The following is a 23,586-nucleotide window of genomic DNA, read 5'->3' on the forward strand; positions in this document are numbered from 1 at the left end:
CAATTCCGCGGATTTCAGCCATTTAGGCGTCCGGACTGAGCCTGACAGCTGCCCCGAACCGCCTTTCGGCCCATGTTTACCCGCCAAACCGATCGTCCGGCGTCGACCTTTCGTCGATTTCCAGGTGCACCCTATATAGGGCTGTCTATTGCAACGCGCCGCCCAGCGAATATCTGCATGGGCCGAAAGGCAGGATCGACAATCGCCGTGGAGCGGGACAGCCATAGAGAGGATAGCACGACCCGCCCCGCTTCGGGGCTTGAGGCGGCATATCTGCAGAACCGGCCCGCACTCTTGCGATTCCTGAAGGCGCGCGGCGCGGGCGATGCGGCAGAAGATCTGTTGCAGGAAATCTGGCTGCGTATTCGCAATGCCCCCGCCGGTCCCGTGCCTGCGCCGCTGCCCTATCTCTACCGGATGGCCAATAATGCGATGATCGACCGGCACCGGTCGCTGGCCCAGTCGGCCCGTCGCGATTCGGATTGGGCGGAAACGCAGGCGGAACCGGAGCAGCCCTCTCCCGAATCGGGAGTGGCGGCGCGGCAAGAGGTGGCGCAGCTGCTGCATCTGGTGGACCGGCTGGGCCCGCGCACCGGCGCTATCCTGCGCCGTCACCGAATCGATGGCCTGTCGCAGCGCGAAGTGGCCGCCGAAATGGGCATCAGCATCAGCACGGTTGAGAGCGATTTGCGAACCGCCTATCGGGCGCTGCTCGAATGGAAGGAGCGGCGCGATGAGGCATAAGGCAAATGTCTCCGTCTCCTTGGGCAAAGGAGCGTGCCATGGCGATTGACGAAACCATCCGCGAACAGGCGCTGGATTGGGCAGTGCGGACGGGCGACCCCGCATTCGACGATTGGGAATCGTTCACGCTGTGGCTGGAACGCGATCCCGCGCATGCCGATGCCTATGACCGGATCGCCGCCGCCACGGAAGAAGCGGGCGCAATACTGGCCGCGACTCGGCCTGCGAACGACGATTTCGTGCCCGCACCGCCAAGCCGGCGCCGTTGGATGGGGGGCGTTCTGGCCATGGCGCTGGTCGCGGTGGTCAGCCTTGCCCTGTGGCGGCAGACCGCCCCCGACCTTTATACGGTGGAAACCGCGCCCGGCACGATGCAACTGGTCGATCTGGGCGAAGGGACGAAGGTCGAGATCGCGGGCGGATCGCGCGTGGCGTTCGATCGCAGGGATGCGCGCTATGCCAGCCTGGAACAGGGACGCGCCCTGTTCACCGTGCGCCATGACGAAAACGCGCCCTTCCGCGTGACGGTCGGGCAGGACCGGATCGTCGATGTCGGCACGGTGTTCGACGTGCGCCTCGACGATGCGGCATTCAGCGTCGCCGTTTCCGAAGGGGCGGTACAGTTCAATCCCGACAGGCAGAATGTCCATGTGGCCGCGGGACAGATATTGTCGCGCGGCGCTGACGGCTATCGCCTTGGCAGCGTCGATATCGCGCAGGTCGGGGACTGGCGCGCAGGTCGGCTCAGTTTCGATGGCGAAAGCCTTGGCGCGGTGGCGATGGAGCTGGAGCGCGCGACCGGATTGTCCTTTGCCGTCGATCCGGCCAGTGCGAACCGGCCGGTCACCGGATCGATACTGGTCGAACCGGTGCGCGACGATCCGGCCAGCCTTGGCCCGATGCTGGATGTCGGCATCACGCAGCAATCGGGCACATGGGTGATCGGCACGCGGTAATGCGATTGTCGCGCCTGAGCCTTGCTGCGGCCCTGCTGGCCGCACCGCTGGCCGTTCATGCCGGCGAAGCCGAAGTCCCGGCCAAAGGGGTTTCGGCCAATGACGTTTCGGCCAATGGCGGGCGCGCAGGGGCAGTGGCGATCAATCTGGCGCGGCAGACCGGCAGCAGCATTATAATCACCGACCCGCGCCTTGCCCGTCGCAACGTGCCCGCGATCCGCGGACGCATGGCCGCATCCGAAGCGGTCCGCCGCCTTGCCGCCGCGCTGGGCGCCCGCGCGGTGCCGACCGGCGCGCGGTCGTGGCGGATCGAACCGGCTCCGCCCCGCGCCGCGCCCCGAACCTCCCGCCCAGCCGATGCGGGCAAACCCGCTGCGCCTCCGCCAGAACCGCCCCCACCAATCGTGGTACAGGCCAGCAAGCGCGATCTGTTGCCGCAACAGATACCGGCGCAAGTCTCGGTACTGGATGGCGGGCTGATCGAACTGGGCGGCAGCGGCGGCAGCGAAGAGATCACGCGCCGCATTGCCAGCGTATCGTCGACCTATCTGGGCAGCGGGCGCAACAAGCTGTTCATTCGCGGCATCGCGGATTCCAGCTTTACCGGCCCCACCCAATCGACCGTGGGGCAATATTGGGGCGATCTGCGGCTGAGCTATAACGCGCCCGATCCCGATCTGCGCCTGTCGGACCTTGACCGTGTCGAAGTGCTGGAAGGGCCGCAGGGCACGCTTTACGGCGCGGGGGCGCTGGGCGGCATCATCCGGATGGTGCCCAATGCGCCGCGCATGGACGATGCCAGCCTGTCGGGCCAGATCGGCGGATCGCTGACCCAGCACGGGTCGCCCGGCGGCGATGCCAGCCTGACCGCGAATATCCCCGCCACCGACAATATCGCCTTTCGCGCAACGGTCGATGCGGCATCGCTGGGCGGCTATATCGACAAGCCCGATGCGGGGCGCGACGACGTGAACCGGACGCGGATCGCGGGCGGACGGTTGACGGGGCGGATCGAGGTGTCGCCCGTCTGGTCGGTCGAGCTGACCGCCCTTGGCCAGACCATCGATGCGCGCGATGCCCAATATGCCGACCGCGGCGATCCGCCGCTGACCAGCACTGCCGCGGTGACCGAGGGGGCGGATATCGATTACGCGCTTGGCAGCGTGGTCGTGGACGGCGCGTTCGGGGGTATCCGCTTCCGCTCTACCACCGGCATCGTGCATCAGGATCTTGAGGAGCGGTACGACGCCGCCACCGGAATGTCGCCCGACCGGCTGTTCGTACAGTCGAACCGCGCGCGCATGGTGGCCAATGAAACGCGGCTGTGGTCGCCCGAAAGCCGTGGTTTCAGCTGGCTGGTCGGCACCAGCCTGACCCATAGCGAAAGCGATATCCGCCGCGAATTCATCCGCTATGAACCGCCGGTCGAGCCGTTTTCCGAGCTGATCGTCACGATGCGCGCCAATACGCCCGGCGTTACCAATATCGTGGACGAGGCGACGCTGTATGGCGAAGCCAGCTACCGGATTGCGCCGGTCATCGTCGCCACGGCGGGCGGGCGGCTGACATGGGCACGGCTGGGCGGCGGGGCCGACGATGTCGCGCCCGTCATCGCCCCGGCCCTTGTCCTTGCGCGGGCCGAGATTACCGCGCGGCGGACCGAGGTCGATTTCCTCCCCTCGCTTGCGCTGCATGCCGAATTGTCGGACCGCGCCTTGCTCTATTCGCGTTACCAGCAGGGGTTCCGCCCGGGCGGGCTGGCCATCGAAAGCGAATTCGTCCGCCGTTTCCGGAACGACCGCACCTCCACATGGGAAATCGGTGCGCGCTACGGGCGGGCGGGCTCCGGCGCGGGGGCTGGCAGCCCTGCCAGCGGCGATCCGTTCAGCATGGCGGTCAGCCTTTCCTATACCGACTGGCGCGATATTCAGGCCGACTATGTCGATGGCAGCGGCCTGCCCAGCACCGCCAATATCGGCGACGGTCGCATCTGGTCGGCCAGCCTGTCGGGCGCGGCGGAAGTGGCGCGGGGCCTGTGGATAGAGGCAGGCGCGACATGGAACCATAGCCGCATCGACGAGCCGCAGCCCGAACTGCGCTCGCGCACGAGGCAGATACCCAATATCGCGGAATTCGCAGGGCGGTTGGGCGTGAACTACAGCGCGCCGGTCGGCCGCGACTGGTGGCTGACGGCAGATGGCTGGGCCAGCTATGTCGGCCCTTCGCACCTTGGCATCGGGCCTGAACTGGGCGAGCGGCAGGGCGATTACCTCGACAGCGGGATCGATGTGCGGATCGGCAGCGACGATTTGGGTATCACGCTGGGCATTTCGAACCTGGCCGACATGCGCGGCAACCGTTTCTCGCTCGGCACGCCGTTCAGCGACAACCGCGATCAGGTGACCCCGCTGCGCCCGCGCACGATCAGGCTGGGCATCGACCGCAGGTTCTGAATCTTCCGGTTCGGGCTTTTTCAAATCAGGGTTTTTCGTTCTGGTTTTTTCAAGGCAGCGCCGCGCCGGCTCCGTCTGACGGATCGTAACCGATCTGAAGGATGCCCAGAACCGTGCGTAACCTGCTTTGCTCTACCGCCTTTGCCGCCATCGCCATCGCCTCGACAACGGCCGGCGCCAAGGATGTCACCGATGCGCGCACCGCGCCGATTGCCACCTCGACCGTCAATGAAGGGGCGGCGGATGCGATCAATATCACCAGCAATGGCTCTGTCACCGTGAATGGCGGCACGGCAGTGACGATGGACAGCAACCATAAGGTCACCAATGGCGGCAAGATCGCCATTTCCAACGCCGACGGCGCGACCGGCATCGGCGCGGCGGCAGGCACCAGCGGCGATATCGTCAATACCGGCACGATCACGATCGACGAACCCTATGCGCCCAAGGACGACGATAATGACGGCGACCTCGACGGTCCCTTCGCGCTGGGCAGCAACCGCTATGGCATTCGCACCATGGGCGCGCATGACGGCAAGATCGTCAACAGCGGCACCATTACCATCGAGGGCAACGATTCGGCCGGCATCGCGCTGGGCGGCACGCTGACCGGCGATCTGGTGCATGACGGCAAGACCAGCGTGCTGGGCGACCGCAGCATCGGCGTGGACGCGCAGGCCATTAACGGCAAGGTCCGGCTGGCGGGCACGGTCGAGGCCAGGGGCGAGGACGCCATCGGCGCGCGCTTTGGCGGCGATGTGTCGGGCGCGATGGTGGTGCAGGGCACGATCAGCGCCAGCGGCTATCGCTATACCAGCGCACCGGCCAATGCGACCAAGCTGGACGCCGACGACCTGCTGCAAGGCGGCCCCGCCATCAGCATCGAGGGTAATGTCGGCGGCGGCATCATCCTGGCCATCGCGCCCAAGGACAGCGATCCGGCCAATAATGACGAGGATTCCGACGGGATCGAGGATTCCAAGGAAGGTTCGGCCAAGGTGACATCCTTTGGCAAGGCGGCGGCGATCTCCATCGGATCGGCGGACCGCGATATCGCGATCGGCGAGGTGGCAGGCACGGCCAGCAAATTCGGCCTGATCGTCGACGGCATCGCCGAAGGGCGCGGCGTCTATACCGGCGTGGACGCGAACGGGATCGCTATCGGCGGACAGGGGCATGGCGTCACCATCGCCAATGGCATCGGCATTTCGGGCGGCGTCGGCGCATTGTCGAACGGCGCGAATGCCACCGCGCTGCGCCTTGGCGCGGGGGCCAGCACGCCGCTGCTGCAGAATTCCGGCACGATAGAGGCGCGCGGCTCCTCTGCCGCCAATACGCGCGCCGTCGCCGTGCTGGTCGAACAGGGTGCCAGCCTGCCGACGGTAAAGAACAGCGGATCGATCAAGGCCGTCGCTACGGCAGAGGACGGTACCGCCGTCGCCATCCGCGATGCCAGCGGCACGCTGTCCCTGATCGAGAATGCGGGCAGCATTTCGGCTACCGGCGCCAAGGCGGGCACGGGACGCAACATCGCCATCGACCTGTCCGCTGCCAATGGCGATACGACCGTGCGCCAGACGCAGGTCGCATCGGGCCATGCCGCGCCTGCCATCACGGGCGATGTGCTGTTCGCGGGCGGCGACGACGTGCTCGATCTGGCAGACGGCACGCTGACCGGCGACGTCCACTTTGGCGCAGGCGACGATGCATTGCGGCTGAGCGGCGATGCGGTCCAGACGGGCAAGGTGTCGTTCGGCACCGGCACTTCGGAAATGACGCTGGCCGGAACCTCCAGCTTTATCGGCAGCGCCGATTTCGGCGGCGGCGCGGGCACGCTGGCACTGTCGGGCAATTCGTTCTTTTCCGGCGAACTGGCGAACAGCGGCAATCTGGCCGTCAGCGTTGCCAGCGGCACGCTCGACATCAACAAGCCCGCCAGCATCGCATCGCTGTCGGTCGGGGAAACCGGCATGCTGATCGCTACGCTCGACAGCGCGGCGGGTAGCGGCACGGCGATTACCGTCGCGGGCACCGCCAGCTTTGCGGATGGCGCCAAGCTGGCCCTGCGGCTGGCCGATGTCGCCACGGCAGAGGGCAGCTATAATGTGCTGACCGCCGCGTCGATCACGGGGCTCGACGATCTGGAAACGGTCGACACGCTGGTCCCCTATATGTTCAAGGCCGAAATCAGCGAGGATGCGCCCGCCAATACGCTGACGGTCGATGTCGCGCGGCGCACGGTCGCCGAACTGGGGCTCAACCGTTCGGGCGCGGCGGCCTATGACGCGGTGTTCGCCGCCTTGTCGCAGGACGAGGATATCGAAGGCAGCTTCCTGTCGATCACCGATGGCGATGCGTTCCGCCAGACCGTCGCCAGCATGCTGCCCGACCATGCGGGCGGCGTGTTCGAAGGGATCGCACAAGGCGAACGCACGCTGATCCGCCAGATGCAGGACCCGGTCAGCCCGATCATCGACGATGGCGCGTTTACCGCCACGCTCAATCTTGCGCTGTGGAACAGCGACAAGGGGCTGGGCGACAGCGGCGCCTATGATCTGCAGGGCCACGGATTTTCGCTGACCGGCGAATATGACACCGGCTTCGGCCATGTCGGCGCGACCATCGCCAGCCTGTGGAACCAGCATACCAACGGCATGGCCAGCGACGTCAAGAACAGCTCTTACGAAGTGGCGGCGCACTGGCGCGGCAATTGGGGGCCGGCTGCCGGTTTCCTGCGCGGCGCGATCGGCCGGTCGGACATCAAGAGCGAGCGCGTGTTTACCGGCACATCCGATGGCGAGAGCGTGAAACGCACGATCAAGGGTAAGTGGGACGGCGATTTCGTCAGCTTTGCGGCGGGCGCCTCGGCAGAGGGCGGCTGGCGCTATATCTTCTTCCGCCCGCAAGTGATGGTCGATTACGTCAAGCTGGACGAAGACAGCTATAGCGAGAGCGGCGGCGACGAAGCGCTCGACCTGACCGTCGACAAGCGCAGCAGCGACGAGCTGGGCCTGAGCGCGGGCATGGTGCTGGGCGCGGATCTGATGGGCATGGGTTCGCGCGACAATGGCTGGCTGCGGATCGAGACCGAAGGCGGCTGGCGCGAAGTGCTGGCGGGCGATCTGGGCGGAACCACGGCCCGCTTTGCCGACGGCGACGATTTCACGCTGCAGGGCGAGACATCGACCAGCGGCTGGTATGGCCGCCTGCGCGTGATGGGCGGCCCCGGCGGCGTCATCATGGGCGGCGAATTGTCGGCAGAGGAACGGTTCGACAACACTGCCATCGCGCTGCGCGGGAACATGCGCATCGTGTGGTAATTCCCGCGCCGTAATGGCCAATCGGGGGGCGGCGCAGCCAGCGGGCAGCGCCGCCCCTTTTTTATTCGATGTACACTCATTTCGATAATACTCGAAACAACGATTGACTCTCGCCCCGCAGATGTTCATTTCGACCATATTCGAAATAAGAGGCCGCGACCCGCACGATGAATGCCGATAACGCACTGACGGCTTTAACCGCTCTGGCACAGGAACACCGGCTCGCGCTGTTCCGTCTGCTGGTGCAGGCCGGGCAGGACGGTATGGCGGCAGGGGCCATCGCCGATGCGCTGGGCGTGCCGAACAGCTCGCTATCCTTCCACCTTTCCCAATTGCACGCCGCCGGTCTGGTCGATCAGGAGCGGCAGCACCGTTCGATCATCTATCGCGCCAATTATGCGGCGATGAACGGTCTGGTCGGCTTCCTTCTGGAAAATTGCTGCGGCGGTGCGGATTGCGTCCAGCCGCCGGTTCAATGCGAAACGGGAACACAGGCATGAACGTCGATATCGTCATCTATCACAACCCGGATTGCGGCACGTCGCGCAATGCGCTGGCCCTGATCCGCAATGCCGGGATCGAGCCGCATGTGATCGAATATCTGAAAACCCCGCCATCGCGTGCGATGCTGGAAAGCCTGATCGAACGGGCAGGCATCACGCCGCGCGCATTGCTGCGGCAAAAGGGCACCCCTTATGCGGAGCTTGGACTGGACGATGCCGCCCTGCCCGACAGCGCGCTGATCGATGCGATGATGGAACACCCGATCCTGATTAACCGCCCGCTGGTCGTCTCGCCCATGGGGGTAAAGCTCTGCCGCCCGTCCGAAGAAGTGCTCGACATCATTCCGGCCCGCCAGCGCGGCGCTTTTACCAAGGAAGACGGCGAACACATCGTCGACGACAACGGCCTGCGCATCGGCTGACCCCTTTCGCTTTCAGGATATCGCCATGAACGACACCACCGCGCAGCCCTCTCCGCTGGGCACATTCGAAAGATATCTGTCGGTCTGGGTGCTGGCCGCCATTCTGGCGGGGCTGGCGCTGGGGCTGGTCGCGCCCGATCTGGTCGGCGTTCTGGCCGGGCTGGAATATGCATCGGTCAACTTCGTGGTCGCCGTGCTGATCTGGGCAATGATCTATCCGATGATGGTGGGCGTCGATTTTGCCAGCGTGAAACATATCGGCCGCAAGCCCAAGGGGCTGATCGTGACCCTGGTGGTGAACTGGCTGATCAAGCCCTTCACCATGGCGGCACTGGCAGTGCTGTTCTTCGATTATCTCTATGCCGGATTGATGTCCGACAGCGCAGCCGACCAGTATATCGCGGGCCTTGTCATTCTGGGGGCAGCGCCGTGTACGGCCATGGTGTTCGTATGGTCGCAACTGGTGCGCGGCGACCCCGCCTATACGCTGGTGCAGGTATCGGTGAACGATCTGGTGATGATCGTCGCCTTTGCGCCCATCGTCGCGCTGCTGCTGGGCGTGACCGATATTGTCGTGCCTTGGGAAACCCTGCTGCTCTCCGTCGTGCTGTATGTCGTGATCCCGCTGGCGGCGGGCGCGCTGACCCGGCGGCGGGTGATCGCGCGCCACGGCGGCGATATCGCGTCGGTCGATTCGTTCACCGCGCGGTTGAAGCCATGGTCGATCGTCGGCTTGCTGGCCACGGTGATCCTGCTATTCGCGTTTCAGGCGGGGACCATCGTGTCGAACCCGTTGCTGATCGTGCTGATCGCAATACCGATCATCCTGCAATCCTACGGCATTTTCGCCATCGCCTATGCCGCGGCCAAGGCATGGAGGATCCCGCATAACATCGCCGCGCCTTGCGCCCTGATCGGCACGTCGAACTTCTTTGAACTGGCCGTCGCAGTCGCCATCGGCCTGTTCGGCCTGTCGAGCGGGGCAGCGCTGGCCACGGTGGTCGGCGTTCTGGTCGAAGTGCCCGTCATGCTGTCGCTGGTCGCCCTTGCCAACCGCACGCGCGGCGCATTTCCGGCGGAATGACGGGCAATGGCGCACCCAAGAGGATTCGAACCTCTGGCCTCTGCCTTCGGAGGGCAGCGCTCTATCCAGCTGAGCTATGGGTGCTTGATGTGCCGGGTGGCAGGCGCTTAGCAGCAGCCCCAGCACGGCGCCAGCCCCTTTTGACGGTGTGGCGGTAAAGACCGCCCGAACGGTACCCCGCGATTCTGCCCTGTTCTGATACAGGGGTAGCCAGCAGGGCCGGAATTAAGAGGAATTAAACCGTTCCTGCCGCATGGGATTCGGTCATGAACGCAATGCCCGAATTCGCCCATGACTTCGACCATGCCGGTCCGGACGGCCAGTCCCGTACTGCGGCACCTGCCCGTGACGGCGGGACCGATCCGCTTGCCCCGCGCTGGGCGGCGATGCATCGGGCGGCGGGGGCCCTGGCCGCGCTGACAGGCTCCAGCGTTCCGGGGACCGAGCGTCATGCCAATCTGTACCCCGTCGCCATGCCCGAAGGGCGCAGCGCCGCGATGGAGGCGGTTCTGGGCGATCTGTGCTCCATGCTGGAAACCGGCCTTTACGCCGTGTTGCAGGCCCGCGAACATGGCGCCGACGGCAAGATCGCGGCTCGCGCCCTGCTCGCCCGGTTCGAACGCGAACGTGGACGTTTGACCGGAAACACGCACTAAGCCGCTTGCCCGTTCTCTTTATGTTCACTACGCTGCGGGCATGGTTGATTCGCCGCTCGCTACCGTTGCTGCCGTAAATTCTCCGCATCTGTCGGGCGATGTCGCGCGGGGGATTTGCCGGCTGTTCGCGCGCAACGATATCTGGTGCATCCCCGAAATGATGCTGCCCGGCGGCCGCCGCGCCGATCTGATGGGCGTGGATGCCAAGGGGCATATCGTCATTGTCGAGATCAAGGTCGCCCGCGGCGATTTGCTGGGCGATGCGAAATGGCCCGATTACCTCGATTTCTGCGACCGGTTCTTCTGGGGCCTGTCGCCCGACCTCGACCGCGCCTGTCTTGAGGGGGAGAATTTCCTGCCCGACCGCTGCGGGGTGATCGTGGCCGACGGTTACGATGCCGAAATCCTGCGCCCCGCTCCGCTGCAAAAGCTGGCACCGGCACGGCGCAAGGCGCAGGTCGAACGGCTGGCCCGCGCTGCCATGCGCCGGCGACAGGTTGAGATTGACAGCGCCTGTGCGCAATGGGGCGGGGATTAGGGGCGCTCGTCAGGATTGGCCTGAACGGCGTTGGTTCCGTGTCGGACCCGCCACAGTTTTCCCCCGATTCACCGTTGCTTGCCGCACATCTGGCCGATGCGAAGCGCCCGCGCTATGGACCGCTCCATGGCTTTCGATGCCGCCCCTGACGCCGGAATCCTCGCCGGAATCCTCGCCGCCATGTTCTCGGTGCTGGCGATGATCGCGATTGTCGCGCTGCGCTATGTACTGGCCAGCGGCATGTTCGCGTGGGCGACCCGTTCGGCCCGGCCCGGCCTCTATCGCGGATTGAACCCGCAAATCCGGCAGGAAATCCGCTGGTCGCTTGTTTCCGCCGCGATTTATGGCGCGCCCGCGGGCATCGTCGCATGGGGCTGGCAGGCCCATGGCTGGACGCGGATCTATACCGATCCCGATGCCTTTCCGCTGTGGTGGATGCCGGTGTCGCTGGCGCTCTATCTGGTGGCGCATGACAGCTGGTTCTACTGGACCCATCGCGCCATGCATCATCCGCGCATCTTTCGCGTGGCCCATGCCGTTCACCACGCCAGCCGCCCGCCGACTGCATGGGCCGCAATGGCCTTTCACCCGTGGGAGGCGGTTACCGGTGCCATCGTGATTCCCGCCCTGGTCTTCGTCATTCCGATCCATGCGGGCGTGCTGGGCGCAGTGCTGGCGATTATGACCGTCATGGGCGTCACCAACCATATGGGGTGGGAGGTTTTTCCCCGCCGCCTCGTCCGCTCACCCATTGGCGGCGGGCTGATCACGGCCAGCCACCACCAGCTTCACCACGATCGATATCGCTGTAATTACGGCCTTTATTTCCGGTTCTGGGATCGCCTGTGCGGAACCGACCGGGGCCTTGCGGCAGAAGGATGGGACGCGAAATGATTTCACGATGGCTTGCAGCACCCGTCGCGGGCCTGTTGCTGACTTCGGGTGCGAATGCCGGATCGGCGGCGCAAACGGGGTCGATCCACGTCACCGTTACCGACCTGCGCTCGACCAAGGGAGAGGTGCATGCCTGCCTTGCCCCCACACGCGACAGCTTTCCCGATTGCGAAAAAGGCGCGGTCCGCACGCTGACCCTGCCTGCATCGCAGCATCTGGAATTCACCTTCAGCAACGTGCCCAACGGCCGCTATGCCATTGCGCTGATGCATGACGAAAATGCGAACGGCAAGATCGACAAGGCGCTGCTGATCCCGCGTGAAGGGTTCGGCTTTTCGCGCGACGCGCCCTTGCGGATGGGGCCGCCCAGCTTCAAGGATGCCGCCTTTGACGTGGACGGCAAGGGTATCAACCAGTCGATCCGCATGCGCTATATCATCTAGGGTCGTATCCTTATGCCTGCCAATCTGCCCATCGTCCGCTCTGCTCTGTCCATGCCCGGTTCCAATGCCCGCGCGCTGGAAAAATCGCGTGCGCTTGGCTGCGACTGCGTGATCTTCGACCTTGAAGACGCCGTCGCCGCCGAAAAAAAGGTGGAGGCGCGGGCCATGGTGGCGCAGACGCTGGCCGATGGAGGGCTGGAACCGCGCTTTCGCGTGGTGCGGATCAACCCGATCGACGGCGAATGGGGCGCAGACGATTTGCGCGCCCTGTCGCGCGCGCCGCTCGATGCCATTCTGGTGCCCAAGGTATCCTCTGCCGGTGATGTAGAGGCGATTGCCGGCGCCATGGCGACAGCGGGCTATGGCGCCGATGTCGCGCTATGGGTGATGATCGAAACGGCGGCGTCGGTGCTGGCGCTGGAACGGATTGCGCAAATGGCCGCGACCACGCCATTGGGCGGGCTGGTGCTGGGCGCGAACGATCTGTCCAAGGAAACCGGCATGTTGCGCACCGTCGGGCGCGAGGCGCTGGTCCCCGTTCTGTCGCAATGCGTGATGGCCGCGCGCGCCCACGGCCTGGTCGCGATCGACAGCGTGCTGAACGCGATCGGAGAGGACGAGCGGCTGCATGGCGAATGCCGACAGGGCCGCATGTTCGGTTTCGACGGCAAGATGCTGATCCACCCGTCGCAGATCGACGCTGCCAACACGGCCTTTGCCCCTTCCCCTGACGCTCTGGCCGAGGCGGAGGCGATCGTCGCGGCCTTTGCCGACCCCGCCAATGCGGGCAAGGCCGTCGTCACCGTCAACGGCCAGATGGTCGAAGAACTGCACCGCGACGAGGCAAGCGCCCTGATCGCCCGCGCAAAGGCCATCGCCGCGCGCGGCTGAAACGCGCTGCAAATGCGAAATTTAACCGATTGTTTACCTCTATGCGCGAGTCTGGAGGCCGTGGGGACTCGCACCGTGCGTGACCGCTGCTGATCGATTCGAGGGGGACGTCACTGCATGGATACGCTGCGCTTCTTCGGCGATGTCGGCGCGCCGGATGCACTTTGTCCCGATGATCCACTCGATCTGACCGGTTTCGAACATTTCGCCGAGGCAGAGGCGGAGGCCAACGCCTGCCACGCGCCCCCGCCCGCCATCGGGCAGGACGAACGCCGCATGCAGGTGCGCGCCTATAATTACTGGGCCGGATTGCTGGGCGAGGATGATTTTCCCGAAATCTACCGGCTGGACCCGCAAGGCCATCCCGATTTCGGACCCTATTCGGTGCTGCTCGACCTGTCGGAGGATCACAGCGATCCGCGCATCGTGCATCTGGGCAGATCGCTGGCACGTGCCTGCGGCTGCGCGCTGGGCGAACAATCGGCGCGCCTGTCCGACGTTCCGGGCAACAGCCTGCTGACACGCATTACCGACCATTACAGCGAGCTGCTGGCCAACCGCGCCCCCATCGGGTTCGAGGCGGAATTCGCCTCCGGTCCCGAACGGCTGGCGATCTATCGCGGCATATTGCTGCCCTTTTCGTCGAACGGGCACGAGATCGATCACGTCTATGGCGTGCTCAACTGGAAGGAGCTGGCCGATGGCGATGTCGCCGGATCGCTTCCCGCTTCGGTAGAGCTGGCCTGCCCCTCTGCCGAAACCGAAACGCCATGGGGCGAAGCGGTGGCAGAGCCGGTGGCCGAACGGCTGCGGTCGATCACGCCCGCGGGTTTCGATACGCTTTCTGCGGACGGGCCCGAATTCACCCTGCTGATGGCTCGCCGCCTCAGCTCGGGCAATGTCGTGTTGCTGGGCGAACTGCCCTATGACCGTGACGGGGTCGAACGCGCCGCACAAGGGCTGTAGGCCCGCGCCAATTTCCGACCGCTGCAGCCGTTGACCCGACTGTCGCGACCATGCACGGTCGTTGCTCTATGCCGCTGCTCAGAACGCCGCCCGTCATATTCCCCTTTTTCGGCCATCGCAGCGTGACACGGCTGCGTATCGCGGGCCGCGCCCTTCGCAACCGTCCACCCCGCTGGGACCACGATTCGCGGCTGGCCAAAATGCGCGCGCTCGCTTCGCATTTCGCCTCGCGCGAATATGCGGGGCTGCCGATCCAGCTCGAAATACGCGCCCCTTCGGGCGAAAGCTCGCTCCACGCCGGTTTCACCGATGACGAGGGTTATCTGGATTTCGACCTGCCGCTCGAAAACTGGGCGATGCCGCGGCAGACCGAATGGGAGACCATCTGCTTTACATGGAACGACGGCGAAGGGGCGCAATCGGCAGAGGGCTATGTGTTGGCCCCCGGCGAGGACAGCGATCTGGCGGTGATATCCGACATCGACGATACGATCATCGAAACGGGAATCACGGGTGGATTCCGCTCCGTTCTCAGGAACTGGCAGCGGATTCTGGCGCAAATGCCCGCCGAACGGGTGCAAGTGCCCGGGTCCGACCGGTTCTATGGCGCGCTATCGGGCGGGCTGTTGCCGGCAGCTGCGGGCAAGCATCTGCCCGCCACGCGCCATCCGTTCTTTTATGTCTCGTCCAGCCCGTGGAACCTGTTCGCCTATCTCACCACTTTCATCCAAAGCCGCGGCCTGCCGCTCGGCCCGCTGGAACTGCGCGATTGGGGCCTGAACCGCGAGACGTTCGGATCGGCCAGCCATGGCAGGCACAAGGTGCTGGCCATGCAACGCCTGCTCGACTTTTATCCGGACCTGCGTTTCGCACTGATCGGCGACGATACGCAGGGCGATCTGGTCGCGTTTGCGCAAATCGTCCTGGCCCGCCCTGATCGCATCGCCGCGATCTTCATCCGGCAAGCGGGCGAGGCGCATTCGCCAGAGGAAGAGCAGGCCAAGGCCGATATCGGGCGCGCGGGCGTGCCGCTGTGGCTGGGCAGCGAGTATGATATGGGGCGGCAATTTCTGGACCGCATCGGCCTGGCCCACGATCATGAGGCGGAGCGCATTGTCGAAACCGTAAGCGAAACCGGCAGCGGCAGCGGGTCCGGCCAGACCGAATAACGCGCGTCTTTCGCCCTTCAGCATGCGTTCACACCATTGTGGGCACGCCCTGCGATCACTAGAACAATGGCCAACATGTCGCGTCCGAAACACTCTTCCGCTCCGTTGCGCCGTCTGGCGCGCGCCGCGATGTGGCTGTCCGCCCTGCTGGCGCTGGCGCTGTTTTCCGCGCGCCCTGCCATGGCGCAATCGATCCTGCGCGATGCCGAGACGGAGGAACTGTTCAAGGACATGTCCGCCCCGCTGATCGAAGCGGCAGGGCTGGAGCCTAATAATGTCGATGTCGTCATGGTCGGCGATCCGTCGGTCAATGCCTTCGTCGCGGGCGGGCAGGTCGTCTATATCCATGCGGGCCTGATCGGAGAGGCGGATAACGCGCTGCAGGTTCAGGGCGTGATCGCGCACGAGCTGGGCCATATCACCGGCGGCCATGTGATCGGCATCGGTCAGGGCGCGCAGGCGGCGACCAATATCTCGATCCTCTCGCTGCTGCTGGGCGTGGCGGCCGCGGCGGCCGGCGGCGGAGAGGCCGCGATGGGCGTGATGGCCGCGGGCCAGCAGGCGGCGATGGGCAAGTTTCTGGCCTTTACGCGCGGGCAGGAATCGGCGGCCGATCTAGCGGGTGCGCAATATCTGTCGGCAGCGGGCATGTCGGGGCGCGGCAGCATCGAATTTTTCCAGAAACTGCAACAGCTTGAACATCGCGCGGGCTATTTCGCCAAGTCCGAGGACACGTTCTATCGCACCCACCCCTTGTCGCGCGACCGTATCCAGACGCTGGAACATGTCTATATGCGCGACCCCGCGTGGGACCGGCCCAATAATGCGGATATCGAGGCGCGCTTCCGCCGCGTGAAGGCCAAGCTGTACGGCTATCTGGCCGATCCCAAGGATACGCTGGCCCATTATCCGGCCAGCGATACCAGCGTGCCTGCGCGCTATGCCCGCGCCTATGCCTATCACAAGGAAGCGCGCGTCGACATGGCATTGAAAGAGGTGGACGCGCTGATCGCCACAGCGCCGCACGACCCCTATTTCCTCGAATTGCGCGGACAGGTCCTGCTGGAAGCGGGGCGGCCCGACGAATCGCTGGCGTCATTGCGCGAAGCGGTGGAAATCACGCGGTTCCAGCCGCTGATCGCGACCATGCTGGGCCATGCGCTGATCGCGACCGAGGACAAGGACCATTACGAAGAGGCGGAGCGCGTGCTGCGCGCATCGGTGGCCCGCGACCGTTACAATCCCACCGCATGGTATCTGCTGGGCCGCATCTATGACGCACAGGGCGATATGCCCCGCGCGCGTCTGGCCAGCGCGGAAAAGCAGATCATGACGGGCGATCCCGGCGCGGCGCTGCAAAACGCGCAGGCCGCCAGCGCATCGCTGCCCGAATCGACGCCCGACTGGCTTCGCGCCAATGATATTGCCATGGAAGCGCGCGCGCAGATCGAACAACGATCGAAACGCCGCTGACATCCGAAACGACAGGTCCCCATCCGCCATGACTTTCCGCCTATCCCCGCTTCGCATCGTGCTGGTCGCCGCGCTTCTGGCCGTGGTGGTGCTGGGCGCATTCTGGGCCCTGCGCGCCAACGGGCCCGAGGATGCCGACGCCGATGCCAAGGCCACGATCGCCGCGGCGGGCTTCTCGGCAGAGCAGGAGGAAGCCATCGGCCTGATGGTGCGGCAATATATCCTCGAACATCCCGAAGTGCTGCCCGAGGCGATCGCCGAATTGCAGCGCCGCCAGACCACCGAACAGCTGGCCAATGCGGGCGACGGGCTGACCAAGGCTTTTCCCGGCGCGGTGCTGGGCAATCCCAAGGGCAGCAAGGTTCTGGTGGAATTCAGCGATTACGCCTGCGGCTATTGCCGCCAGTCGGTCGAGGATGTGAAAGCGCTGGTCGCGGCGGACAGCGACCTGCAAGTGGTGATCCGCGAATTCCCGATCCTCAGCCAAGGCTCGGTGGAAGCCGCCAAAATGGCGCTGGCCGCTGCGAAACAGGGCAAGTTCGAAGCCTTTCACGAAGCCATGTACGCACAGGGCCGTCCCACCGACGATGCCATCGAACTGGCCGCGAAACAGGCGGGCCTCGACATGACCCGCGCCCGCGCCGATGCCGGCAGCGAGGACGTGGCGAAAGAGATCGAGGCCAATCGCGAATTCGCCCAGCAATTGCAGATCAGCGGCACGCCCGCATGGATCGCGGGCGATCAGGTGATGGAAGGCGCGGTCGGCCAGTCTGCCCTGCGCGTGGCGCTCTACCCCGAAAAGCGGTGACGCATCGCGCCATGAAAGCGGCGCTGGCCGCGCTGGCCGCGCTGGCCATGGCCTTGCCGGCGCTGCCCGCCACGGCGCAAGAGGCGAACCCCTATCGCCAGTTGCAGATGCTGGACGCGCGGGTGCAATCGATCGGCTGGCGGCTGATCCGCGCCAATGCGCCCTTTTGTCAGGCCACGATCCCTGCCGTCGGCCTGCTGTTGCAGGACAGCCATAGCTGGACCGATCCCGCCGCCATGCGTGCCGCGCTGGGGCTGGACAGCGACATCTCCATCGGCGCGGTCGCCAGCGGATCGCCTGCCGACAAGGCGGGTCTGCGCGCCAACCGGCCGGTGATGGCGCTGGACGGTGTGGACGCGGCACAATTCCCCGATGCGGAACCGGGCGATTATCAAAGGCTGACCACGCTGCATGACCGGATCGACGCCGCGCTGGTCCGCGATGGCGCGCTGGCCATAGCCATCGGCACGGCGGATGGCCCGCAAGAACTGTCGATCACCGGAGTGCCCGCCTGCGCCAGCCGCTTCGAACTGCTGACCAGCGGCGATTCGGCGCGCGCCGACGGGCAACGCGTGCTCGTCACCCGCAGGCTGGTCGATGCGATCCCCGACGATGACATGCTGGCCGCAGCCATTGCGCACGAACTGGCGCACAACCTGCTGCGCCATCCGCAAAAGCGCATCGAGGAAGGCAAGAGCTGGGGCAAGATCCGCCATAACGAGCGCGAGGCCGACCGGCTTTCGGTCTGGCTGCTGGCCAATGCCGGTTTCGACACGGCAGGGGCAGTGCGTTTTCAGCGGGAATGGATGCGCCACCACGATTACGGCTTTCTTGCCCCCACCCATGACGCATGGGACGAACGGATCGACGCCATCGAACAGGAACGCGCGCTGATCGCGGCGCTGGATGCCGCCCCTTACGACTGGTCCGGCCGCTTCCCGATGAGCCGCGAGGACGCCAAGCCCTGACGTCTTGAATCGACCACGCGCCCCGCATCTGCGACGGGCAGCCCCCGCCGGTCAGGTCGCAGAAGGGTTTGCCAACTGTTGCGCCGCGATATTTTCGGTTATCGAGTCGACACCATGGCCGTCTTGCCCGTTCGCCCGCTTCCGTTCTTCGCCGACAAGAACCGCGCCTTCTGGCGCTTGCAGTCGCTTGGCTGGGGCGGGGCGATGTTGCTGCGCGCCATGTCCAGCCTTGCCAATGCGCAGCCGGTGTCGTTCCTTGTCATCGTGCTGGTGGCGACCTTCACCGGCTTTTCGATCAGCCTGATCCTCTCGGTCATCTTCCGCACGCTGATCGGGCGCAAGCCACTGGTGACATGGGGGGCGACCGCGCTGGTGCTGGCCGTGGCGGTCAGCCTTTATGCCTTTATCGATTCATGGGTGATCTCGCTCTATCGCCCGTCCAGCGATCCGGGCTTCGCCTCGCTGTTTCTGGGCGTATTCTACCTCGATCTCACCCTGTTGGGCGCATGGTCGGCGCTGTATTACGCGATTAATTTCTTCCTGCAGGTCGAAGAACAGAACGACCGGTTGCTCAGCCTTGAAAATCAGGCGACCAGCGCGCAGCTGGCCATGCTGCGCTATCAGCTCAATCCGCATTTCCTGTTCAACACGCTGAATTCCATCAGCACTCTGGTGCTTTTGAAACAGACCGAACCGGCCAATGCGATGCTCTCGCGCCTGTCCAGCTTTTTGCGCTATACTCTGGTCAATCCGCCGACGGGTCGCGTCACCGTTGCGCAAGAGATCGATACGCTGAAACTCTATCTCGACATCGAACGCATGCGGTTCGAGGAACGCCTGCGCACCCGCTTCGACATCGATGACGAAGCGCGCGAGGCCGTGCTGCCTTCGCTGCTGCTGCAACCGCTGGTCGAAAACGCGATCAAATATGCCGTCAGCCCGCAGGAAAGCGGCGCGGAAATCTCCGTCTCGGCACAGCGCAAGGCGGACAGGCTGCGCATTACGGTGGCCGATACCGGTCCGGGCGTGCCGTTCGGCGTCGATCCCGATGCGGTGATCGGCGTCGCGCATCAGGGGACGACGGTCGATACGCGCCATTCCACCGGCGTCGGCCTTGCCAATATCCGCGAACGTCTGGCGCAGGCCTATGGCGAGGAGCAGCGCTTCGAAATCCGCTCGCGCCCGCACGAGGGCTTTGCCGTCATCATCGAATTGCCCTTCGAAACCGCCGAGGGCGTCAATCCGCCGAAAGCGGCGCACGGATCGTCGGGGTCAGTCATGTTCCAGCCAGAAACCATGTCCTAGCTCGCTCGTTATTCCCTGAACCCTCTTTGACAGGAACCGCACAAAATGAGCATCCGCACGATCATCGTCGATGACGAGAAGCTGGCCATCCAGGGCCTCCAGCTGAGGCTCGAACAATTTCCGGATATCGAGATTATCGCCACCTGCGCCAACGGGCGCGAGGCGATCCGCGCGATCAAGACGGAGAAACCCGACCTCGTTTTCCTCGACATCCAGATGCCCGGTTTCGACGGGTTTTCGGTGGTGAAGGGCGTGATGGGCATCGATCCGCCGCTGTTCATCTTCGTCACCGCCTATTCCGAACATGCGCTGAAAGCGTTCGAGGCCAATGCCGTCGATTATCTGATGAAGCCGGTCGAGGAAGACCGTCTGGCCGACGCCGTATCGCGCGCCCGCACCCGCATCGCGGAAAAGAAAAACACCGAGGAAGTCGAAAAGCTGAAAAACGTGCTGGCCGAAGTCGCCCCCGACGCGATCGACGCCATGCCCGAGGGCGAGGAAACCGCCACCGGCCGGTTCGAAAAGATGCTCAACGTCAAGGATCGCGGCCAGATCTTCCGCGTCGATGTCGATACGATCGAACATATCGAAGCCGCGGGCGATTACATGTGCATCTATACCGGCGATAATTCGCTGATCCTGCGCGAAACGATGAAGGATCTGGAACGCCGCCTCGACCCGCGCCATTTTCAGCGCGTGCACCGCTCGACCATCGTCAATCTGGATCAGGTCCGTCAGGTAAAGCCGCACACCAATGGCGAATGCTTCCTCGTGCTGGGCTCGGGCGCGGAAGTGAAAGTGTCGCGCAGCTATCGCGACGTGGTGGCGCGTTTCGTGCATTGATTTGTTGGCCCGCCCGTGGGGCGGGCACCCTCAGACGCCGGGCGGCGGGCGTCCGCCCGCCTTGGCGTCGCGCCAATAAGGCGCGGCGCGCAGTCGCGCTTGCGGGACTCGCTTCGCGGCACATTTTTGTTTTGGTCCCTCAAACGGCGGGCGGGGCGCATCCGCGCCCCTTGCCTTCGCGCCAATAAGGCGCGGCGCGCGTTCGCGCTTGCGGGACTCGCTTCGCGGCCCGGTTCGGTTTGGATTGGCGCCCTGCGGCTGGCAATTTTTTCGGTTGGGTTGAAGTCCTTGATCAAACACCGCATCTGGCTTGCATGAACGACTTCACGCTGACCGGCTTCGATCTCGATGCCTTCGTACAGGCCACTCTGGCCGAGGATCTGGGCGTCGGGCTGGAAGGGGGCGGCGTCGATGTCACCAGTTCCAGCGTCATCCCCGAAGATGCGCGCTTTTCGGGCGTGATGGACAGCCGCGATGCGATCACCGTCGCGGGGCTGCCGATTGCCGCCGCCTTTTTCACCGCGCTCGATCCGGATGTAGAGATCGAGATGCTGGTGACCGACGGCACCGCGGTCGGGGCGGGGACCGATCTGATGCGCCTGTCGGGCAATGCCCGCGCCTTGCTGACGGCGGAACGCAGCGCGTTGAACACCGTCCAGCACCTGTCGGGCATCGCCACCATGGCCGCGCAATATGTCGCCGCCATCGGCGGGAAATGCACGCTGCTCGATACGCGCAAGACCATACCGGGCATGCGCTTTCTTGAAAAATACGCGACGAAAATGGGCGGCGCGCAGAACCATCGCATGGGGCTGTGGGATGCCGCGATGATCAAGGATAACCATGTCGCCGTCGCGGGCGGCGTGGGTGAAGCCGTGGCCCGCGCCAAGACCGCCGGCGTGGCCGAGATCATTTGCGAGGTCGATCGCATCGACCAGATCGAACCCGCGCTGGAGGCCGGGGCGACCCATCTGCTGCTCGACAACATGCCCCCCGCCACCCTGCGCGAGGCGGTGGCGATGATTGCCGAACGCGTTCCGGCAGAGGCTTCGGGCGGGGTCACGCTGGAAACGATCGGCGCGATCGCGGAAACGGGGGTCGACTATATCTCGGTCGGCCGACTGACCCAAAGCGCGCCTGCCGCCGATATCGGGCTGGATTTCCAGATCGCGTAAAGCGGCGAATCACCGCCTTCCGGCAAAAAACCCGCGCAGCAGTTCCGCTGCCTCGTCCTCGCCAATGCCGCCGTAAACCTCGGGCCGGTGCAGGCTGCCCGCGCGGTCGAACAGGCGCGGGCCATGGTCGACCGCGCCGCCTTTCGGGTCGCCCGCCCCGTAATAGACGCGCGCGATCCGTGCATGCTGGATCGCGCCCGCGCACATCGGGCAGGGTTCCAGGGTGACATAAAGATCGCAGCCCGCCAGCCTTTCGTCGCCCAGCACTTCGGCGGCGGCGCGAATCGCCAGCATTTCGGCATGGGCCGTCGGATCGTGCAGTCCGCGCGGCGCATTATGCGCCGCCGCCACGACCGCGCCATCCTTTACCACCACCGCGCCCACGGGGACTTCGCCGCGCTCTTGCGCATGACGCGCCTGTTCCAGTGCCAGCGCCATGGGTTCGGGAAGGGGCCATCTGTTCATTGCCTGCGGGGCTTGCCCGAATCGGCCAATGCGGGCAATGGCAACCGCGAAAGCGCCGATGGCGCGGCCTTGTTACGGCGAGTTGCTTGACGATTCGCCATGGGGCCGCTATGCGCGCCGCTTTCTCCGGCAGATTGCCAGTTTCCAAGCTGGGCCGGAACCACCGGATTCTTTGAAAGCGAGTTGTAAGCCATGTCGCGCATCTGCGAACTGACCGGCAAGGGTCGCCAGATCGGCCACAATGTGAGCCACGCCAATAACAAGACCAAGCGCGTCTTTCTGCCCAACCTGCAGAACGTCACGCTGATGAGCGAGAAGCTGGAGCGCAGCTTCAAGTTCCGCGTTTCGACGCAGGGCCTTCGTTCGGTCGAACATAATGGCGGCCTCGACAACTGGCTGCTGAAGACCAACGACGAAAAGCTGTCGCTGCGCGCCCGCAAGGTAAAGCGCGAGCTGATCAAGGCTGCCTAAGGCCCCTTAACGGTGTCGACCCCGCCTGCGTTACAGCGCGGCGGGGTCTGCCGTTAATTCCAGCAGCTTGGTCGACTGCAGGATTTGCTGCTGGTTGTCGTCCGACACCAGCCAGACCCTTATCCGCCCCTCCGCACCCGGCGCAGCGGCGATCCCTTCGTAATTATCCGACAGCGCACCGCCCGTGATGGTGGCGACAGGCTGTGCCCGCACCAGTGCGGCGGATTCGATCGGGCGCGGATCGATCAGCGCGATCATGCTGTAGAACCGGAACGGAAAGCGCAGATCGCGTCCCAGCACCAGCACGCGTCCGTCGGGCAACACGGCCGCGCCCACCGGCTTGTAATCGCCGGGCATGGCCAGATGCGCATGAACAGGCTCTGCGCTCTTTACCGGATCGCCCGAAAACAGCAGCATGGGGAATGTTTGGTCGCGGCCATCTTCGCGCAACTCGCCTATGACCAGAAATCGCCCGTCATCCAGTCGCACCATGGCCTCGGGACCGATATTCGATGGCCATAACTCCATCGCTATGGGGTCGACATCGGCCTGTCGCGAACCGTCAATCCCATAAGACACAATCCGGTTGTCGGTTTCCATCGCCGTCCAGAAAGCACCGGTTGCAGGTTCGACCGCGATGCTTTCGACATCGTCGGTCTCCATGCGGAAACCGGCGGGACGGTGAAGCTTGCCAATCCGATGCCCGGCGCTTCCCTGCAAAGTCGGGGGGGCCATTACGACCAGAGAGCTTCGGTCGCCCACGGCGATCAGACGCCCGTCGGGTAGCACATCCAGGCCCGACAGGCCTGTCACCAATGCCGGGTCGCCCGTCAATTGCCATGCACCGACAATCTCGAAAGGAGCCAGCGAGCGTATCGCAGCGCGCGGCGCGGCGATCGGGCGAAAGCGAATCTCTTGCGATCCGCTGATGTCGATCGGGGTCGAACGGAACCACACCACGGCGAGTACGAAACCGGCAAAAACCAGCACAGCCAGATCCCGCGCCTTGCGACGCCATGCGCGGCGCGGAATTTTCATC

Annotated in this window: 24 protein-coding genes and 1 tRNA gene; 21 read left to right on the forward strand and 4 right to left on the reverse strand. The window is 64.8% G+C overall.

Going from position 1 to position 23,586, the window contains the following annotated elements:
• Positions 1-177: 177 nt before the first annotated feature.
• From LOZ77_RS13345 to arsB, 7 genes are all read left to right on the forward strand, one after another.
• A complete protein-coding gene (locus LOZ77_RS13345) occupies positions 178-744 on the forward strand; it encodes an RNA polymerase sigma factor (RefSeq protein ID WP_230279492.1) in 567 nt (188 codons plus the stop codon).
• Between the two features lie 38 nt (positions 745-782).
• Positions 783-1,700, forward strand: a complete 918-nt coding sequence (locus LOZ77_RS13350; RefSeq protein WP_230279493.1) for a FecR domain-containing protein — start codon at positions 783-785, stop codon at positions 1,698-1,700.
• Positions 1,679-4,153 carry a TonB-dependent receptor gene (locus LOZ77_RS13355; RefSeq protein ID WP_230279494.1) on the forward strand — a complete coding sequence of 825 codons (2,475 nt, stop codon included), beginning with the start codon at positions 1,679-1,681 and terminating at the stop codon, positions 4,151-4,153. Before LOZ77_RS13350 ends, LOZ77_RS13355 begins: the two co-directional genes overlap by 22 nt.
• Before the next feature lie 113 nt (positions 4,154-4,266).
• Entirely contained in the window at positions 4,267-7,473 is a 3,207-nt protein-coding gene (locus LOZ77_RS13360) for an autotransporter domain-containing protein (RefSeq protein WP_370638011.1), read from the forward strand.
• 167 nt (positions 7,474-7,640) lie between these two features.
• Positions 7,641-7,973 carry a helix-turn-helix transcriptional regulator gene (locus tag LOZ77_RS13365; protein ID WP_230279496.1) on the forward strand — a complete coding sequence of 111 codons (333 nt, stop codon included), beginning with the start codon at positions 7,641-7,643 and terminating at the stop codon, positions 7,971-7,973.
• Positions 7,970-8,398, forward strand: a complete 429-nt coding sequence (gene arsC, locus LOZ77_RS13370; RefSeq protein WP_230279497.1) for an arsenate reductase (glutaredoxin) — start codon at positions 7,970-7,972, stop codon at positions 8,396-8,398. Before LOZ77_RS13365 ends, arsC begins: the two co-directional genes overlap by 4 nt.
• A 25-nt stretch (positions 8,399-8,423) precedes the next feature.
• The gene (gene arsB, locus LOZ77_RS13375) at positions 8,424-9,482 is read left to right on the forward strand and encodes an ACR3 family arsenite efflux transporter (RefSeq protein WP_230279498.1); all 1,059 of its coding nucleotides are present in this window, start codon (positions 8,424-8,426) and stop codon (positions 9,480-9,482) included.
• Between the two features lie 7 nt (positions 9,483-9,489).
• On the opposite strand, the gene LOZ77_RS13380 is transcribed toward arsB, so the two are convergent.
• Positions 9,490-9,566 (reverse strand) — tRNA-Arg (locus LOZ77_RS13380).
• 182 nt (positions 9,567-9,748) lie between these two features.
• On the opposite strand from LOZ77_RS13380, the gene LOZ77_RS13385 reads away from it, so the two are divergent.
• The 13 genes from LOZ77_RS13385 to nadC all read left to right on the forward strand — a co-directional run bounded on the left by LOZ77_RS13385 (position 9,749) and on the right by nadC (position 21,611).
• A complete protein-coding gene (locus LOZ77_RS13385) occupies positions 9,749-10,138 on the forward strand; it encodes a hypothetical protein (RefSeq protein WP_230279499.1) in 390 nt (129 codons plus the stop codon).
• Between the two features lie 40 nt (positions 10,139-10,178).
• Entirely contained in the window at positions 10,179-10,676 is a 498-nt protein-coding gene (locus LOZ77_RS13390) for an MmcB family DNA repair protein (RefSeq protein WP_230279500.1), read from the forward strand.
• Positions 10,677-10,802: 126 nt separating this feature from the next.
• The gene (locus tag LOZ77_RS13395; protein WP_230279501.1) at positions 10,803-11,570 is read left to right on the forward strand and encodes a sterol desaturase family protein; all 768 of its coding nucleotides are present in this window, start codon (positions 10,803-10,805) and stop codon (positions 11,568-11,570) included.
• Positions 11,567-12,013, forward strand: coding sequence for a DUF2141 domain-containing protein (locus tag LOZ77_RS13400; RefSeq protein ID WP_230279502.1), 447 nt, complete (start codon positions 11,567-11,569; stop codon positions 12,011-12,013). The genes LOZ77_RS13395 and LOZ77_RS13400 overlap by 4 nt, the downstream gene beginning before the upstream one ends.
• A gap of 12 nt (positions 12,014-12,025) precedes the next feature.
• The gene (locus tag LOZ77_RS13405; protein WP_255671132.1) at positions 12,026-12,904 is read left to right on the forward strand and encodes a CoA ester lyase; all 879 of its coding nucleotides are present in this window, start codon (positions 12,026-12,028) and stop codon (positions 12,902-12,904) included.
• A gap of 117 nt (positions 12,905-13,021) precedes the next feature.
• Positions 13,022-13,870: a hypothetical protein gene (locus LOZ77_RS13410; RefSeq protein ID WP_230279504.1), complete on the forward strand. Its 849-nt coding sequence runs from the start codon at positions 13,022-13,024 to the stop codon at positions 13,868-13,870.
• A 68-nt stretch (positions 13,871-13,938) separates the two neighbouring features.
• Positions 13,939-15,039 (forward strand): phosphatase domain-containing protein, encoded by a 1,101-nt coding sequence (locus LOZ77_RS13415; RefSeq protein ID WP_230279505.1) that lies wholly within the window; start codon positions 13,939-13,941, stop codon positions 15,037-15,039.
• A gap of 75 nt (positions 15,040-15,114) precedes the next feature.
• Positions 15,115-16,512, forward strand: a complete 1,398-nt coding sequence (locus LOZ77_RS13420) for a M48 family metalloprotease (protein WP_370638012.1) — start codon at positions 15,115-15,117, stop codon at positions 16,510-16,512.
• Between the two features lie 28 nt (positions 16,513-16,540).
• Positions 16,541-17,320 carry a DsbA family protein gene (locus LOZ77_RS13425; RefSeq protein WP_230279506.1) on the forward strand — a complete coding sequence of 260 codons (780 nt, stop codon included), beginning with the start codon at positions 16,541-16,543 and terminating at the stop codon, positions 17,318-17,320.
• Positions 17,317-18,288: a M48 family metalloprotease gene (locus LOZ77_RS13430; protein WP_230279507.1), complete on the forward strand. Its 972-nt coding sequence runs from the start codon at positions 17,317-17,319 to the stop codon at positions 18,286-18,288. Before LOZ77_RS13425 ends, LOZ77_RS13430 begins: the two co-directional genes overlap by 4 nt.
• 114 nt (positions 18,289-18,402) lie before the next feature.
• The gene (locus tag LOZ77_RS13435; RefSeq protein ID WP_230279508.1) at positions 18,403-19,593 is read left to right on the forward strand and encodes a sensor histidine kinase; all 1,191 of its coding nucleotides are present in this window, start codon (positions 18,403-18,405) and stop codon (positions 19,591-19,593) included.
• A 45-nt stretch (positions 19,594-19,638) separates the two neighbouring features.
• Positions 19,639-20,436: a LytTR family DNA-binding domain-containing protein gene (locus LOZ77_RS13440; protein WP_230279509.1), complete on the forward strand. Its 798-nt coding sequence runs from the start codon at positions 19,639-19,641 to the stop codon at positions 20,434-20,436.
• Between the two features lie 314 nt (positions 20,437-20,750).
• Positions 20,751-21,611, forward strand: coding sequence for a carboxylating nicotinate-nucleotide diphosphorylase (gene nadC / locus LOZ77_RS13445; RefSeq protein WP_230279510.1), 861 nt, complete (start codon positions 20,751-20,753; stop codon positions 21,609-21,611).
• Positions 21,612-21,620: 9 nt separating this feature from the next.
• On the opposite strand, the gene LOZ77_RS13450 is transcribed toward nadC, so the two are convergent.
• On the reverse strand, positions 21,621-22,076 hold the full coding sequence (locus LOZ77_RS13450; protein WP_230279511.1) for a nucleoside deaminase: 456 nt from the start codon (positions 22,074-22,076) through the stop codon (positions 21,621-21,623).
• Positions 22,073-22,279, reverse strand: coding sequence for a hypothetical protein (locus tag LOZ77_RS13455; protein WP_230279512.1), 207 nt, complete (start codon positions 22,277-22,279; stop codon positions 22,073-22,075). The genes LOZ77_RS13450 and LOZ77_RS13455 overlap by 4 nt, the downstream gene beginning before the upstream one ends.
• Here LOZ77_RS13455 and rpmB point away from each other — a divergent pair.
• Positions 22,269-22,547: a 50S ribosomal protein L28 gene (rpmB, locus tag LOZ77_RS13460; RefSeq protein ID WP_230279513.1), complete on the forward strand. Its 279-nt coding sequence runs from the start codon at positions 22,269-22,271 to the stop codon at positions 22,545-22,547. The two genes, LOZ77_RS13455 and rpmB, sit on opposite strands and share 11 nt — an antisense overlap.
• 30 nt (positions 22,548-22,577) lie before the next feature.
• Here rpmB and LOZ77_RS13465 read toward each other — a convergent pair whose 3' ends face one another.
• Positions 22,578-23,585, reverse strand: coding sequence for an esterase-like activity of phytase family protein (locus tag LOZ77_RS13465; RefSeq protein WP_230279514.1), 1,008 nt, complete (start codon positions 23,583-23,585; stop codon positions 22,578-22,580).
• Between the last annotated feature and the right edge of the window lies 1 nt (position 23,586).

The organism is Croceicoccus sp. Ery15 (assembly GCF_020985305.1).
Taxonomy (GTDB): Bacteria; Pseudomonadota; Alphaproteobacteria; order Sphingomonadales; family Sphingomonadaceae; genus Croceicoccus.